Source organism: Pseudomonas sp. FGI182 (assembly GCF_000511325.1).
Classification (GTDB): Bacteria; Pseudomonadota; Gammaproteobacteria; order Pseudomonadales; family Pseudomonadaceae; genus Aquipseudomonas; species Aquipseudomonas putida_Z.
The window spans coordinates 1,456,670-1,473,084 of sequence record NZ_CP007012.1 but is presented as its reverse complement, the minus strand read 5'-3'; the positions used below and the strand labels follow the sequence as shown (position 1 = coordinate 1,473,084).

Sequence of the window (16,415 nt, the reverse complement as noted above, 5' to 3'; positions counted from 1 at the left end):
TCGCAAAAGTAGAGGACCGCTTACTTTGGCCACTTACGGCAAACTGCTTGCAGAGTCCCCGCCTTCGGCCGCTGATTCTTTTGATGGCACAGCGTTACCAACTCTCGGATGTGGCAAAGGCTGCTTTTGCTGACCTCATTATCTACAACCATGCTGGTAGCGGCCCGCCCAAGCGACCGCCTGAAGCCTGATGGCATGCTCTGGCTGCGCTTCGGGGACCTGGCACCGCTCTCACTAAAACGAATGCTCACCCCCTCTCAATAAACCCTACCCCCACCAACCTCTTCAAATACTGCCCATACCCATTCTTAGCCAACGGCTCAGCCAGCTTCAGCAACTGCTCGGCCCCAATCCACCCCTGCCTATACGCCACCTCTTCCGGACAAGCCACCTTCAACCCCTGCCGCCGCTCGATGGTCGCGATATAGCCACTTGCCTCCAGCAACGAATCATGCGTCCCGGTGTCCAGCCAGGCATACCCGCGCCCCATGATTTCTACCGACAACCGGTGCTGCTCCAGGTATGTGCGGTTTACATCGGTGATCTCCAACTCGCCCCGCCCAGACGGTCGGATGCCCCTGGCAATCTCGATCACATCGTTGTCGTAGAAGTACAACCCGGTCACGGCATAGTTGGACTTGGGTTTGGCCGGTTTCTCCTCCAGGCTGATCGCATTGCCCTGCCCGTCGAACTCGACCACGCCGTAACGCTCGGGATCTTGCACGTGATAGGCGAACACACTGGCGCTACTTTGGCGGTCCATGGCACTGCGCAGCAACTGCTGGAAGTCATGACCGTAATAGATATTGTCACCCAGCACCAGCGCCGTGGAGGCGTTGCCGATGAAGCCTTCGCCAATCAGAAAGGCCTGGGCCAGGCCGTCCGGGGATGGCTGTACAGCGTAGCTAATGTTAATGCCCCACCGGTGGCCGTCGCCCAAAAGTTGTTCGAAACGCGGGGTGTCCTGCGGGGTAGAGATGATCAGGATGTCCTGGATACCCGCCAGCATCAGGGTGGTCAGCGGGTAGTAGATCATCGGTTTGTCGTAAACCGGCAGCAGCTGCTTGGAAATAGCCAGGGTCGCTGGGTGCAGACGGGTACCCGAACCGCCCGCCAGAATGATGCCTTTACGCTTCATAGTGGTCATTTCTCGTGTATTTCCGTGAGCATGCGTGCCACACCCAGGCGCCAATCTGGCAAGGTCAGGGCAAAGGCTTTCTGCAGTTTGTAGGTATCCAGACGCGAGTTGGCCGGCCGCTTGGCCACAGTCGGATAGGCATCAGTGGTCAGCGGGCTGATCTGTCCGGCATGGGCCTTCAACGTCACGCCCTGTGCTGCAGCCTGCTCCAGCACATAGCGGGCATAGCCGCACCAGGTGGTTTCGCCGGCCGCCGCCAGGTGGTACAGGCCGGCCAGGGCCGGGTCGCGGCGGGTGGCGGTGATAACGTGGGCGGTGATGTCGGCGATCAGTTCGGCACCGGTCGGGGCGCCGTGCTGGTCGTCGATCACGCCCAAGCTGTCGCGTTCCGCGGCCAGGCGCAGCATGGTCTTGGCGAAGTTGTTGCCGCGTGCGGCATACACCCAGCAGGTTCGGAAGATCAGGTGCTGGCAACCGGCGGCCTGGATGGCCTGTTCGCCGGCCAGCTTGCTTTCGCCATAGGCATTCAGTGGGCAGACGCTGTCGTCTTCGCGCCAGGCTTGAGTGCCCTGCCCTGGGAACACGTAATCGGTGGAGTAATGCACCAGCAATGCTCCGCAGCCGGCGGCGGCGCGGGCCAGCACGCCGACGGCTTCGGCGTTTACCTTGAAGGCTTGTTCGCGGTCGCTTTCCGCCTTGTCCACGGCAGTGTAGGCGGCGGCGTTGACGATTACATCGGGTGCGTAGGCGCGCACGGTTTCGGCCAGGCCCGGCAGGTTGGCCAGGTCGCCGCAGTGTGCCTGGCTGCGGGAATTGAGCGCCAGCACCTGGCCCAGCGGGGCCAGGCTGCGTTGCAGCTCCCAACCTACCTGACCGTCCTTGCCCAATAGCAGAATCTTCATGCCGAGCGCCCTGCGTAGTTTTTCTCGACCCAGTCGCGGTAGCTGCCGGACTGTACGTTCTGCACCCACTCCTGGTTGTCGAGGTACCAGGCCACGGTCTTGCGAATGCCGGTTTCGAAGGTTTCGGCAGGCTTCCAACCCAGTTCGCGCTCGAGCTTGCAGGCGTCGATGGCGTAGCGGCGGTCATGGCCTGGGCGGTCGGTCACATAGGTGATCTGCTCGGCGTAGGGCTTGCCGTCGGCACGGGGGCGCAGTTCGTCCAGCAGGGCGCACACGCGGTTGACGATTTCCAGGTTGGGCTTTTCGTTCCAGCCGCCCACGTTGTACACCTCGCCGGTCTTGCCGGCTTCCAGCACGCGGCGGATGGCGCTGCAGTGGTCCTTGACGTACAGCCAGTCGCGAATCTGCTGGCCGTCGCCGTATACCGGCAGCGGTTTGCCGGCGAGGGCGTTGACGATCATCAGCGGGATGAGCTTTTCCGGGAAGTGGTAAGGGCCGTAGTTGTTCGAGCAGTTGGTGGTCAGCACCGGCAGGCCGTAGGTGTGGTGGTACGAGCGCACCAGGTGGTCGCTGGCGGCCTTGCTGGCCGAGTACGGGCTGTTGGGCTGGTACTGGTGGGTTTCGGTGAAGGCCGGTTCGTCGGTGGCCAGCGAACCGTACACTTCGTCGGTGGACACATGCAGGAAACGGAAGGCCACGCGCGCCTGCTCACCCAGGCCGCCCCAGTAGGCGCGTACGGCTTCCAGCAGGCGGAAGGTGCCAACAATGTTGGTTTCGATGAAGTCTTCCGGGCCGTGGATCGAGCGGTCGACGTGGGACTCGGCGGCAAAGTTGACGATGGCGCGTGGCTGGTGGGTTTTCAGCAGCTGCTCTACCAGCGCGGAATCACCAATGTCGCCATGCACGAAAATGTGCCGCGCGTCGTCCTGCAGGCTGCTCAGGGTCTGCAGGTTGCCTGCGTAGGTAAGTTTATCGAGGTTGACCACGGGCTCGTCATTGCCGGCCAGCCAGTCCAACACGAAGTTCGCGCCGATAAAGCCTGCACCGCCGGTTACCAGAATGGTCATATTTGTCTGCTTCCGCTGTCATGTTCTGCTCCCCCACTTTCTGGATTCTAGCCTGTCGGCGATTGATCCGAGAGCGAGAGGCGACATCAACATGCCACTCGACCATGACCGCGCGGGTTACTTCGTTCAATCGAAGCACTCCAACTCTTGCAGCGTTTTGCCCAATCGGTCCTTGCCTGATAGGAACGGCTGCTCAATAGGCCATTGAATGCCGACCGCTGGGTCATTCCAGGCTAGGCAACGTTCGAATTGGGGGGCGTAGTAGGCCGTGGTCTTGTACAGGAATTCCGCATGGTCGGACAACACTACGAAACCGTGCGCGAAGCCTTCCGGTACCCAGAGTTGGTGCTTGTTGTTTGCTGAAAGGTGGGCACCGACCCAACGGCCAAAGGTACGCGATGAACGGCGCAGGTCTACCGCAACATCGAACACTTCACCGACCACTACTCTTACCAGTTTCCCTTGGGGTTGGTGTACCTGATAGTGGAGGCCGCGCAGAACGTGCTGTCGCGAGCTGGAGTGGTTGTCCTGGACGAGGTTGACGGGGTGCCCTACAGCACGTTCGAAGGCTGTGTGATTGAAGCTTTCGAAGAAGAATCCACGTTCGTCAGTGAATACGTTTGGCTCGAGCAGGAGTACTTCTGGTATTGCGAGAGGGGTTGCTTTCATTCAACGGCCTTGAAAGGTAAAGCATGGGGGCAGGAGATTGTGGGGATAGGCATTCACTATCCCTGTGGGAGTGGGTTTACCCGCGAACACCGGCGTAGCCGGTGCCAAATACGGCGTCGTACTATTCGCGGGTAAACCCGCCCCACAGGGAAAGCGCAAACCTTTGAGCCTTGAGCAAGACTAACCCGCGCACTGCAGCTGAATCAGGGTTCCAGCCGTCGCTGCTGGTAAATCCAGTCCACAATCTCGCCTTCCGGCGAATAGCCGCTCACAGTTTCGCGCAACAACTGCCGTACCCGCACAAAATCATCTGCCGCCACCGCCGCCAGCAATTGCCGCAGCGCATCCTTGAGCGTATCCCAGGCCAGGAAGTCTTCGTTGGCGCTCATGATCATCGGGTGGCGAGTGGCAATCACGTTATCGCCAATCAACAGCTCCTCGTACAGCTTCTCCCCTGGCCGCAGACCGCTGAACTCGATGGCAATATCGCCCATCGGGTTACGCTCGGAGCGCACGCTGAAGCCGGACAGGTGAATCATCTTCTCAGCCAGCTCCACAATCTTCACCGGCTCGCCCATATCCAGCACGAACACATCACCACCCTTGCCCATCGAGCCGGCCTGAATCACCAGCTGCGCCGCTTCGGGGATGGTCATGAAGTAACGGGTGATCTTCGGGTGGGTGACCGTCAGCGGGCCACCTGCCTTGATCTGTTTGTGGAAAAGCGGAATCACCGAGCCCGACGAGCCCAGCACATTGCCGAAGCGAACCATGGTGAAGCGTGTCTTGTTCACCTGCGAGACATTGCTGCTGTCGCCGAACAGCACTGGCGCCATTTCCCGGCTAAGGGCTTGCAGGGTCATTTCCGCCAAGCGTTTGGTGCTGCCCATCACGTTGGTAGGACGCACAGCTTTGTCGGTAGAAATCAGCACGAAGTTGGCAACGCCAGCCTGCAGCGCAGCCTGGGCGGTGTGCAGGGTGCCGATGACGTTGTTCATCAGGCCTTCGGCGATGTTGTGCTCCACCATCGGCACGTGCTTGTAGGCGGCGGCGTGATAGACGGTGTCGACCCGCCAGGTTTTCATTATATCGAACAGTTGCGGCTGGTTGCGGACCGAACCCAGGATTGGTACCAGGCACACCGACAGCGATTCGCGCGCTATGCGCTGCTCGAGTTCGGAGAGGATGCTGTACAAGTTGAACTCGCTGTGATCGAACAGCAGCAAGGTTTTCGGCGCCTGGCCCAGAATCTGTCGGCACAGTTCCGAGCCAATCGAACCACCGGCACCGGTCACCATCACGGTCTGCTCGACGATGCAGCGCTCCAACAGGTCGGCCTGAGCGGGCACCGCATCGCGGCCCAGCAAGTCGGCAATGTCCACTTCCTGGATGTCGTCCACCTTCACCCTGCCGCTGGCCAGGTCCATGAAGCCGGGAACTGTGCGGACATGCAGCGGAAAACCTTCCAGGAAGTTAAGGATCTCCCGACGACGTGTACGCGTGGAAGAAGGGATTGCCAAAAGGATTTCCTGAGCACCCGTTACATCGATCAGGCATTGCAATTGCTCCGGGTGATATACCTGCAGGCCAGCGATCACACGGTCGGTAAGACTAGAGTCATCATCGATGAACGCAACCGGGCGCATGACTTTGTCCATGCGCAGCGCCGCTACGAGCTGATTGCCTGCTGTACCAGCGCCATAAATGGCAACCTTAGGCAGGCCATCGTCACGACTGGCGAATGGAACATGCTGAACTGCGGCGGTGAACCAGTCGCCGAGAAAATACTGTCGCATGGCCAAACGTAGCCCGCCCACAAGGATCAGGCTAAGCCACCAGTAGTTGAAAGTAATCGAGCGTGGCACCACATTCTGATGGTTGCTCGCCCAATAGATGATGAAACCGAGAATCAAAGCTGAAAGTGTGACGGCTTTGATGATGGCAATCAACGCATCGTTTCCGAAGTAACGCATTACGGCGCGATAGAGGCCGAAACGGATAAACAGCGGGATCGCAACCACGGGCGCGCACGCGAAGAGCCATGAGTGATCGATGATCGGGTTGGCCATCTCGTCGATGCCCAGTCGCACGACAAAAGCCAGCCACAAGGCAACCCATATCAGCACGATATCAGTTATCACCTGCAACAGCCTTTTATGCCGCCGTGGCAGAGCTAGCAGCTTTGTACGCACCTTATCCATAATTCCTCTGAAGGCTTCCACATTACCTAAGCGAAACGCTATACCCAACGCTAGCGTTGGTCTTCCAGGTCGCCCGCACGATATCGGACCGCAAGGGCGACCAACGGTACATAGGCGATGACCACACCCAATGCGCCATCCAAGCCAAGCTGCACAACGCAATACGCAACCGGCAACAGCCAGCAAAGGTTGAGCACTGCCACGGTAAGCGTAACAGGCAAGTGCTTGCCATACTTGCGGGACGCAAACTGATAAGCATGGCTGCGGTGTGCCTCGTATACCTTATCACCCCGCAACAAGCGCCTGACCAGCGTGTAGGTAGCATCGACGATGAATACGCCGAGCAAAATCAGCCAACACCAGAACATCGGCGGCGAAACCCAGGCGGCCTGTAGCGACAGCCCGCCCAGAACGATGCCAATGAAGCCACTGCCGGCGTCGCCCATGAAAATTTTTGCCGGTGGGAAATTCCAATACAGGAAGCCTGCCACAGCAGCCGCCAACAGCAACGGCAGCACAGCGGCACCGCTGAGGCCGCCGAGCCAGTAAAGCCACGCTGCGCCCAAGCAAGCGGTAATGGCTTCGATGCTGGCGATGCCATCGATGCCATCCATGAAGTTGTACAGGTTAAGCAACCACACCAGGTAGAACGCAGCCAACGCACCGCCCAACCACCCCAAGTCCAGCGTCCAGCCGAACAGCAGCAGCGGGGGCAACCCACCCAACCAGCCAAGCATCCAGGCTGCGGCGATGAAATGCCCAAGCAGTCGCCAGCGGGCAGCAATGTGACCATGGTCATCCATGAAGCCGATAACCGCGATCAATGCTCCAGCCCCACCGAGCGCCAAGAGTATCCTGATCTGCTCTGCACCTGACAGCATGAGGCCAACCATGGCCAGCAGGAATGTCAGGACGATTGCCACGCCACCGCCCCTTGGTGTAGGGACCGTATGCGAGCTCCGCGCATTGGGCACATCGATCACACTACGCGCCAGCGCATAGCGGCGCAGACCCGCGGTCATTACGAGTGACATAATCAAAATGGCCGGAAGAAACCACAAAAGCATCATTTCCTATCGTATTCCTGGTAGTGCCTAGCGGCAGCCCGAAGCGCAGCATCCACCTTTACCGGCGGACACCAGCCGAGCAAATCGCGCGTTTTCTTGATATCCACCTGCAATGACCCGCACAGGCGCTGGGACAAACTGCCTTTGCCGAGCGCTTTGGCACCGGCACTCAGCAGGCCCTCCGGAACAGGCAACAAGCGCGCAGGCTTGCCGAGCGCCTTCCCCATTCGACGCAGTAGTTCGGTGGTAGACAGGTCCTCCCCATCGCTGACCAGAAATACCTGGTTGGCTGCTGCTGCGTGGCCAATGCAAGTAACCACCAGATCAACCAGATTCTCCAAGGCTACCAGGCTTCGTCGATTGTTTATGGCACCAAATGGTAACGGTATACCCCGATCGAGCCAGCGCATCATGTTAAGGAAATTGGCCTTCACGCCTGGTCCGTATACCAGCACTGGGCGCACGATTACCACCTCAAGGCCAGATTCCCGGGCCAATGCCTGCAATGCTGTCTCAGCTTCCAGTTTGGAAACGCCATACGGATCTTGCGGCCGAGGGGTGTCACTGGCGGAGTAAGGCCTGCCAGGCTGGGTACCTTCACCGTTCACCTTGATCGAACTGATGAACACAAACCGTTTGACCCCAGCAGCAATGGCCTGGCGGGCCAGCGCCAGTGTCCCTTCTACGTTAACTCGGCGAAAGGCTGCCAAGGGGTCGGTCTCGGTGTCGTTCATGACATGAACACGCGCCGCACTATGGACCACGACGTCGCATTCAGCCAGCGCTCCGCCCCAGTCGTTGTCCTGCTCAAACGACTGGAACATTACGCTTCGTACCAGCGCCGACGGCGCCGCGCTCCCCTGCCTGACAGCAGCAATCACTGGCGTCCCGTCTGCCACGAGCCTGCGCAGAATCGCACTCCCGACGAAACCGCTGGCGCCGGTGAGAAAAACCTTGTGGCTCATCGTCCTGACCTTCTCAAAGTGGCACTGCTAAAAAGGCGTTCCAGGCGCGCCAATAGTGCGGGCCGGGCAAATTCCTGTTCGTAGTATTGCCGCCCCGCTGCGCCCATCTGTTGGCGTTGCGCAGCAGGCAGCTCAGCCAGTTGCCGGGTGATATTGGCCAACTCGCGGCCATTGCCTGACTCGCACGCAAACCCAGCCCCCGATGCCTCGATCACTCGCGCGGCCTCGCCGTTGATCATGCCGAGTATCGGGCGGCCGGATGCCAGGTATGCCTGAACTTTGCCGGGGATAGTCTTCTCGAAGACGTCATTGGTACGCAGGGACACCAACAAGGCATCAGCCTGTGCGAACAGCGGCGGCATTTCTTCTAACGGATGACGTCCGAGCAGCAATATGTTGTCCAGCCCCCGGCTGCGTACCTGCTCTTCGAGCCAGCTACTCATACGGCCATCCCCAACGATCACCCAGCGCACCGAAACCTGGCCGCGCAACGCCTCTGCGGCATCGAGAATTGCCGGAAAATCCTGTGCTTCCCCGAGGTTACCGGCAAACACCACGGTGAACGTCGCATCATCGGGTTTAACCAGCTTCGAAGGCTCAAGCACCTGCACCGAAAAATCATCTTCCGCCCAGCTTGGGAAGTACACTAGGCGATCTGCATCGATGGGCTTTGTGCAGTAACGGCGCACGTTGTCGAAAAAGCCATGAGATTGCAACAACAGGTAATCGGTACGGTTGTAGATCCAGGACACAGCCAAACCCACCAGCTCCAACACTTTGGGGTTGTGGATGACATTCACCGCGCGCAGCGTTTCCGGCCACAAGTCGAGCACCCAGATGAACAACGGCGCGCGCTTCAAGCGGCGGAGCACCACTGCCGGAATCGCGGCAAGGATCGGCGACACCGCATAAACGAATATGGCATCGAACTGTCTGCCTCTGAGCTTGAGTGGCCCTAGCACAGATGCCGAAAGTACGAATGAAAGGTAGTTGAGTACTAACTGGATACTGCGCTTGCCACGGGGTACCAGTGGCACCCTGACGACTTCAGCTCCTTCGTAGTTAGAGAACTGCCCTGGATTATCCTTGTATCGCTGGAAAACCCTGCCCTCGGGGTAGTTTGGCCAAGCCGTCAGCACTGTAACTTCGTGGCCCTTTTCCGTGAGGTCACGGACCATATCATTGATACGCATGTTCTCTGGCCAGAAATACTGGCTGACCACCAACACTTTCAGTTTCTTCTCAGGCATACCTTCCACTGGTTCAGTACCGTTTCCATACTGTGCGGTTAACGTAGTCGGTGTAGCTGTGAACGATGCGCACCACCTTGTCCGAAACGTTCGGCATGCTGTAGTCAGCCACCAATCGCAGGCTGCGCTGCTCGCCGCGCAATTGACTTTCGAGAATGCTCAGCCCCTGCATGACCCGCTCGGCCTCAAGCCCGACCATCATCGCAGCCGCTTCTTCCATGCCTTCCGGGCGCTCATGAGCCTCGCGGATGTTCAAGGCTGGGAAGTTGAGGATCGATGCCTCTTCGTTGATGGTGCCGCTATCGGACAGCACCGCCTTGGAGGTGAGCTGCAGCTTGTTGTAGTCCTTGAAACCCAGGGGCTTCAGCAAGCGTACATTGGCATGGAAAGTAACCCCCATCGCATCGACGCGCTTTTGGGTGCGAGGGTGGGTAGAAACAATAACCGGCAAATCGAATTGTTCGGCAACGGTATTGAGTGTGTCGACCAACTTGAGGAAGTTTTTGTCGGAATCGATATTCTCTTCGCGGTGCGCGCTGACCACAAAGAACTTACCCGCCTCAAGCCCAAGCCGCTCAAGCACATCGGACACCTCTATGCCGTCGCGGTAATGGTTGAGCACTTCGAACATAGGGCTGCCGGTCTTGATCACGCGATCGGCTGGCAATCCTTCGCGTAACAGGTAGTCACGCGCGATGGTGCTGTAGGTAAGGTTGATGTCAGCAGTGTGATCCACGATACGGCGGTTGATCTCTTCGGGCACGCGCATGTCGAAACAGCGGTTGCCAGCTTCCATGTGGAAGGTAGGGATCTTGCGACGCTTGGCCGAGATCACAGCCATGCAGCTGTTGGTGTCGCCCAGTACCAGCAAGGCCTCGGGATTCACCTCGGCCAGCACGCGGTCCACTGCAATAATCACATTACCGATGGTTTCGGCGCCGGAAGCGCCGGCAGCGTTCAGAAAGTGATCCGGCTTGCGAATGCCAAGATCCTGGAAAAAGATCTCGTTCAGTTCGTAGTCGTAATTCTGCCCGGTGTGCACCAGCACATGTTCACAGTGTTCATCGAGCGCACTCAAGACCCGGGACAAGCGAATGATTTCTGGGCGTGTTCCAACAACGGTAACGATTTTGAGCTTTTTCATACAATTCTCATTCCTGGGCCAGCCGGCTCAAGGGCAAACCGGCAGTGCATAGGTGTCCGGGTGTTCACGGTCAAAGATTTCATTGGCCCAAAGCATGACGATCATCTCGTCATCACCGATATTGGTGATGTCGTGGGTCCAGCCTGGTACCGTCTCGACAATGGTCGGTGATTCACCGCTGGTCTGCAGCTCGTAAAACTCGCCTGTCACTACCTGACGGAAGCGGAAGTTGGCCTTGCCTTTGATGACCAGAAACTTCTCGGTTTTCGAGTGATGATAATGACCGCCACGAGTGATGCCCGGGTGCGCGGTGAAGAAGGAAAACTGCCCGGCTTCGGGGGTTTTCAGCATTTCCACGAAAACGCCACGCGGGTCGCCGTACTTGGGCACTTCATAGGTGAATGCTGCAGGCGGCAGGTAGCTCAAGTACGTGGAGTACAACGCCCTGACCAGGCCCACACCCACGTTCTCGGTAACCAGCGTAGAGCGGCTGGCACGGAAGCGGCGTACCTGCTCGGCCAGTTCGCCTACGGTAGTGCTGTAAACTGGCTCGACATCCACCAGGCCGCTGCTTACTACCTCACCATCCATGATGGCGAGGAACTTTCTGACCACATCGTCTACGTAGACCAGGTTCAATGCCGCAGATTCGTCGTGAATCTGGATGGGTAGGTCGTGAGCAATGTTATGGCAGAAGGTCGCAACGGCCGAGTTGTAGTTCGGTCGCGCCCATTTCCCGAATACGTTGGGCAGCCGGAAAATGTAAACAGGGCTTTCGTTCTGCTGGCCCAAGGTCGTCAAGGCCCGCTCAGCCGCGAGCTTGCTGACACCATATGGGTTATCACGCTCCGCCTGGACGGATGACGAATACACCACCGGTATCTTGCGGCCGGAAGCCTTGACCGCCTCACACAGTTGCTGGGTAAGTTCGCTATTGCCGCTGTCGAACTCCGCGGGGTCCTGGGGGCGATTCACACCTGCCAGATGGAAGATGCAATCCGCTTCGGCGACCTTGCGGTTCAAGGTGCCCAGGTCATCGCCACGGACAAACAGGCTCACCTCAATGTCCTTACGTTCCTTGAGATGAACCAGCAGGTTGCGTGCGATAAAGCCATTGCCGCCAGTAACCAGAACCTTCATCAGTCACTCCTCCGGAGTAGCATGTTCGCCACGCTGGATGGCCTGGATGAATTCGAGCTTGAGCAGCAGTTCCTGCATGCCTGTAACATCCAGGCGTTCGGTGTTGTGCGAATTGTAATCTTCAGTTCGGGAGATCTTTTCTTCACCTTGCTCAACGAACTTGCTGTAGTTCAGATCGCGCAGGTCTGGCGGTACACGGAAGTAGTTGCCCATGTCATCGGCACAGGCCATCTCTTCGCGACTGAGCAGGGCCTCGTATAGTTTTTCGCCATGACGGGTACCGATAACCTGCACAGGGTGCTCGGGCTTGCCAAGCAGTGAGGTCAATGCAATGGCCAAGGTTTCGACCGTCGCAGCAGGTGCTTTCTGTACGAACAGGTCACCGTTGTTACCGTGCTCAAAGGCATACAAAACCAGATCGACAGCGTCAGCCAGCGTCATCATGAAACGAGTCATGTTCGGGTCTGTGATCGACAATGGCTTGCCTGCGCGAACCTGCTCGATGAACAGCGGAATCACCGACCCGCGCGATGCCATGACGTTGCCGTAGCGCGTTCCGCAAATGACCGTCTTGGTCTGGTCGAGGTTACGCGACTTGGCCACCATGACCTTTTCCATCATGGCTTTGGAAATACCCATGGCATTGATGGGGTATACCGCCTTGTCGGTACTGAGGCAGACCACACGCTGCACTTCGTTCTGGATCGCTGCTTCAAGGACGTTCTCGGTGCCGAGGACGTTGGTCTTCACAGCCTCCATCGGGTGGAACTCGCAGGAGGGCACCTGCTTCAACGCGGCCGCATGGAAGATGTAGTCGACCCCTCGCGTGGCATTGAGCACGCTCTGGTAGTCGCGGACATCACCGATGTAGAACTTCAGCTTGGCACTGTCATAGCGCTTGCGCATGTCGTCCTGTTTCTTCTCATCGCGGCTGAAAATACGGACTTCAGCAATGTCACTATCGAGAAACCGCTTTAGGACCGCGTTGCCGAAAGACCCGGTGCCGCCTGTGATGAGAAGTTTCTTACCTTTAAACATATGATCTGACCCTTGCAACGCGGGTTGGAAATTAGCGCGCTCGTAGAGCGGAATAAATGATGTCGTCTTTCTGCTGGGCACTGGGGTAGCTGATCAGCACGGCTCGATAGGCGCCCTTGAACACGAAGAAGCTGCCAGCCGCCACACCGACTACACCGCATGTCTTGACCACGCTGGCCATATCTTCGAGCGAGCCACCGCCGCCCAGGATAGTGATTGGGATATGTACGGCAGCACGCAGCTTGCTGGCCAGATCGAGGTCATAGCCCTTCATCTTCCCGTCGTTCTCGATGGAGTTGAGGACGATCTCCCCTGCGCCAAGCTTTTCCAGCTCTTGTGCCACTTCGACGACATTGCGCTTGGTGTTGCGCGTGCCGTTGTGAGTCCACACTTCCTGGTGCTTGCTCAACAGGCGCGACTTGTGGTCCAACACCACCACCACGCTCTGACTGCCAATCTCCTCGGCAATCTGGGTAACAAGCTGAGGGTTTTCGAGCGCGGCTGAACTGATCGCCACCTTCTCGACACCCAACTGGATGATCTTCTTGGCTTGTTCTGCGGTGCGGATCCCCCCGCCGTAGCACAGTGGCATGCGGCACTCGGCTGCAAGCTTGGCGATCTGGATATAGTTGGGCTCGACGCCATGAGCAGTGGCGTCGATATCAATCACGATCAGTTCATCGGCTTCCTTTTCATTGAAGATCTTCACCGCATTGATGGGATCTCCGACGTATTTCGGGTCCTTGAATTTGACCGTCTTCACCAGCCCACCGTCTTGGATGAGCAGGCATGGAATGATCCGGGGTCTTAGCATTTGTCAGTTTCCGCTCACAGTTCCGCGAAGTTTTTCAGCAAGCCGACACCGAAGTGGTGACTCTTCTCAGGGTGGAACTGAACGCCATAGACGTTCCCCGCCTGAACGGCACAGCTGAACTCAAGCCCGTAGGATGACGTCGCTGCTCGGTGCTGCTCCTGTTCGCACTCAAAGAAGAATGAATGCAGAAAATAGAACCGTGCCTCCTCCTCGAAGCCTTTGAACAAGGGGTTGTCGTTGAGCGCAGCCACGTCATTCCAACCCATGTGAGGCAACGGCAGGTCCTTGAGATTCGGGACGGATTTGAAGGAGCGAACGCGCCCCGGCACCCAACCCAGACCTGCCAGGTGCCCTTCTTCACTGCTGTTGGCAAGGATCTGCATACCCACGCAAATGCCAAGCACGGGCACTTTATGCTGCTGTACCAACTCCTCGATGGTGGGACGCATGCCCGAGGCATCCAGCCGTTCGATCGCATGGTCGAAGGCACCGACGCCGGGGAGGATCAGTTTGGTTGCACCATCCAGCTGTGCGGCCGTTTGCGCGACCGCCACCGGAATGTGCAAGCGTCGATAGACGTTAACGAAGGCCTGGATGTTGCCCAAGCCGTAATCAATGATGGTAATCATCTGAACAGCCTTCTTTCCAATCCGATTGCGCTAAGCACTCGCGCCCCGATGCCGATCAAGAAACGCTTGTTTTTGTAGGCACGGAAGGTCTTGTTCTGACCCTCGAAAATGCCTTGAAGCTCTGGCACAGTCAAGTCCAGCTTGTGCGCTACGTACTCGAACTCGGACTTAAGGAAGTTTTCGTCCATCTCAGGCTTGGCAATGCGCTCGAGCGCCGCCTCGCGTGTCAACTGACCTGTCATGATCAGGCTGGAAAAATGCGCGCGGCGTTTTTCGTAACCGAACTTGCGCGGCATCCAATAGTCTTCGTAAAAACGTGTGAAGCGGGACTCATGATGCTTATGTTTGAACCGCTTCCAGCCGAACAGACGCTCCAGCGTGGCCTCTGCGTCAGCTTTGACATAGGGCACGAGGTTCAGAGGTTTTACAATCTGCATCCCCAGGATGCGCTGGTAGTAAACCTTGTAAGTCAAAATATCAACCAAAGGGAAGCTCTTCAGTGCCCTCTTGCCAAATTGACCATGAATGTCGTTGAACAGCGTTTTATCGATACCCGGATAGCCGCCCCACTCCTCCGGCTCTCGGCAGCACTCCGTCGAGTAATTCCCACCGGTCAAGACGTATTTGATCTTGTGCTTTCGCGCAAACTTGTAGAGTGAGGAGAAGAACGCAGCATCCTGCGGCAAGTCTTGGTCCGAAATCTGCGAGCGCAGGAAGGCCACCTGCAGGTCTTTCATTTCTTCCCAATTGATCACATCGGTATAGAGATCCAGACCAAGCCCGTCGACCAGACGTTCGATGTTGCCCACGGCCTGGTCAGTATTCCATCCCGCATCAACGTGGAATAGCAACGGTCTCAGGCCCATGACATTCTTGGCGATATAGGCGGCATACGAGCTGTCCAGACCACCACTCAAACCGATAATGCAATCGAAATCCTTGCCTTTACCGTGTTGCTTGATTTTTTCTGCAAGTGCCATCAGTTCCGATTCGCCACGCGCACCGGTATCCCAATTGGGTTTAATAACACTGTCGAAATTTGCGCAGTACTCGCATACGCCGTGCTCATCGAAACGAATGTTCGGATCACTGGTATCCATGATGCAACGAGTACAAATCTTATAATCCGTCGTTTTGCTCATCGAGCAGAATCTCCACATTCGCATCAGTCGTGATGCTTGACCAAGACTGATTTATACACACTCAGTAGTTTTTTTGCATTCGTATCGGGCATAAAATTCTGCTGGGCCAGTTCGTGAGCGTTCCGCCCCATGCGTTCCCGCTCTTGCGGGTAGTCGTACATATACGCGATAGCATCAGCTAATGCACGAGGATTCCTTGCGGGGATTGCCAAACCCGTTTCATTGGGAACAAATGTATCGGGGGTCGGGTTTTCAGCCGCTACAATACTTGGAACACTCGAGAATCCCGCCTCAAAAACTGGACGCCCAGGCGCATCGAAATGCGATGGAAACAGAAGAACATCAAGTCGATCATAGACGTACTTGATATCCAGCGTAGGCCCCATCAAATGCAGGGTATCTTCCAACTGCCCCTCATGGATCAATCGCTTTATTTCACTTCCAAAGTTTTGAGCAAACCCAAGCTTTGACAAAAGCCAGGCCTTGAAGCCCTTATCCTCAATGGTGATACCACCCACCAAGACAAAATCGATTTTTCTTCCAGTTTTTCGTATTAGCGCTGCGGCTTCAACTATCTCCAAAACCCCCTTTGAGAGATGAAGATTCCCAACAAAACCGACCTTCAAACTTTGCTTATCAAGCGCAGCCAAACGCTCGACAAATTCCGGGGCGGGCTCTCCAGAACTTACCGTATTGAATGAGTTATTGATAATTTCTATAGGCAGATCCGGTGCCAATGTATTCCTCACATTACCATCAATTGCCACGACCTTATCGACATATCTGTTGAATACCCAATTCAACATCCGCACGCGCCGTGAATCCTGCTGATCCCTCGCCAATGCACGAACATGTACAACCAAGGGCGCTCGGAAGAGCCATTTGGCCAACAGCGCAGGTAGAATGTACACAAACTCATTGACATGCACGACATCTACCGTCCCCCACTTTCGCTTGGCTCGAAGCAAGGCTGAAATCATGAACGGAGCGTGAAAAATTTCCCGCAGAACAATCAGCCAGCGAACACCGCGATAGTAGCCATATCGAGTATTGTCAAACTTACTCATCCCTCTTGTTTCAACAAGCTCATTAGAAACTTTTCTATAAAAATCACTGGCTGTTCCCGCTGAGACGAGAAAATATGGCGATACCCCCAAACCCACCAAACGGGAAACAGCCTCGAACAAGCTTCTCGAAGCTCCCCCCATCGGACCATCACCATCAATGTACAAAATCTTGAGCGTCATAG

At 56.9% G+C, this 16,415-nt stretch carries 15 protein-coding genes; all 15 read right to left on the bottom strand.

What is annotated here, in order from left to right:
• Positions 1–247 precede the first annotated feature (247 nt).
• Positions 248–1,138, bottom strand: coding sequence for a glucose-1-phosphate thymidylyltransferase RfbA (rfbA, locus tag C163_RS06645; RefSeq protein ID WP_025338128.1), 891 nt, complete (start codon positions 1,136–1,138; stop codon positions 248–250).
• A 5-nt stretch (positions 1,139–1,143) separates the two neighbouring features.
• Positions 1,144–2,040 carry a dTDP-4-dehydrorhamnose reductase gene (rfbD, locus tag C163_RS06640; RefSeq protein ID WP_025338127.1) on the bottom strand — a complete coding sequence of 299 codons (897 nt, stop codon included), beginning with the start codon at positions 2,038–2,040 and terminating at the stop codon, positions 1,144–1,146.
• Positions 2,037–3,107, bottom strand: a complete 1,071-nt coding sequence (rfbB, locus tag C163_RS06635) for a dTDP-glucose 4,6-dehydratase (protein ID WP_025338126.1) — start codon at positions 3,105–3,107, stop codon at positions 2,037–2,039. Before rfbB ends, rfbD begins: the two co-directional genes overlap by 4 nt.
• Before the next feature lie 126 nt (positions 3,108–3,233).
• On the bottom strand, positions 3,234–3,776 hold the full coding sequence (gene rfbC, locus C163_RS06630; protein WP_025338125.1) for a dTDP-4-dehydrorhamnose 3,5-epimerase: 543 nt from the start codon (positions 3,774–3,776) through the stop codon (positions 3,234–3,236).
• 203 nt (positions 3,777–3,979) lie between these two features.
• Entirely contained in the window at positions 3,980–5,977 is a 1,998-nt protein-coding gene (locus C163_RS06625) for a nucleoside-diphosphate sugar epimerase/dehydratase (protein WP_025338124.1), read from the bottom strand.
• Between the two features lie 50 nt (positions 5,978–6,027).
• Entirely contained in the window at positions 6,028–7,047 is a 1,020-nt protein-coding gene (locus tag C163_RS06620) for a glycosyltransferase family 4 protein (protein ID WP_025338123.1), read from the bottom strand.
• Positions 7,044–8,009, bottom strand: a complete 966-nt coding sequence (locus C163_RS06615) for an SDR family oxidoreductase (protein ID WP_025338122.1) — start codon at positions 8,007–8,009, stop codon at positions 7,044–7,046. The genes C163_RS06620 and C163_RS06615 overlap by 4 nt, the downstream gene beginning before the upstream one ends.
• On the bottom strand, positions 8,006–9,259 hold the full coding sequence (locus C163_RS06610) for a glycosyltransferase family 4 protein (protein WP_025338121.1): 1,254 nt from the start codon (positions 9,257–9,259) through the stop codon (positions 8,006–8,008). The genes C163_RS06615 and C163_RS06610 overlap by 4 nt, the downstream gene beginning before the upstream one ends.
• Before the next feature lie 13 nt (positions 9,260–9,272).
• The gene (gene wecB, locus C163_RS06605) at positions 9,273–10,403 is read right to left on the bottom strand and encodes a non-hydrolyzing UDP-N-acetylglucosamine 2-epimerase (protein WP_025338120.1); all 1,131 of its coding nucleotides are present in this window, start codon (positions 10,401–10,403) and stop codon (positions 9,273–9,275) included.
• A gap of 27 nt (positions 10,404–10,430) precedes the next feature.
• Positions 10,431–11,543: an NAD-dependent epimerase/dehydratase family protein gene (locus tag C163_RS06600; RefSeq protein WP_025338119.1), complete on the bottom strand. Its 1,113-nt coding sequence runs from the start codon at positions 11,541–11,543 to the stop codon at positions 10,431–10,433.
• Positions 11,544–11,546: 3 nt separating this feature from the next.
• Positions 11,547–12,581 carry a polysaccharide biosynthesis protein gene (locus C163_RS06595; RefSeq protein WP_015269325.1) on the bottom strand — a complete coding sequence of 345 codons (1,035 nt, stop codon included), beginning with the start codon at positions 12,579–12,581 and terminating at the stop codon, positions 11,547–11,549.
• 31 nt (positions 12,582–12,612) lie between these two features.
• On the bottom strand, positions 12,613–13,395 hold the full coding sequence (locus C163_RS06590; protein WP_025338118.1) for an AglZ/HisF2 family acetamidino modification protein: 783 nt from the start codon (positions 13,393–13,395) through the stop codon (positions 12,613–12,615).
• A gap of 14 nt (positions 13,396–13,409) precedes the next feature.
• Entirely contained in the window at positions 13,410–14,024 is a 615-nt protein-coding gene (gene hisH / locus C163_RS06585; protein WP_015269323.1) for an imidazole glycerol phosphate synthase subunit HisH, read from the bottom strand.
• The gene (locus C163_RS06580; RefSeq protein ID WP_025338117.1) at positions 14,021–15,166 is read right to left on the bottom strand and encodes an N-acetyl sugar amidotransferase; all 1,146 of its coding nucleotides are present in this window, start codon (positions 15,164–15,166) and stop codon (positions 14,021–14,023) included. The genes hisH and C163_RS06580 overlap by 4 nt, the downstream gene beginning before the upstream one ends.
• A gap of 23 nt (positions 15,167–15,189) precedes the next feature.
• Positions 15,190–16,413, bottom strand: a complete 1,224-nt coding sequence (locus C163_RS06575) for a glycosyltransferase family 4 protein (RefSeq protein ID WP_025338116.1) — start codon at positions 16,411–16,413, stop codon at positions 15,190–15,192.
• Positions 16,414–16,415: the final 2 nt, after the last annotated feature.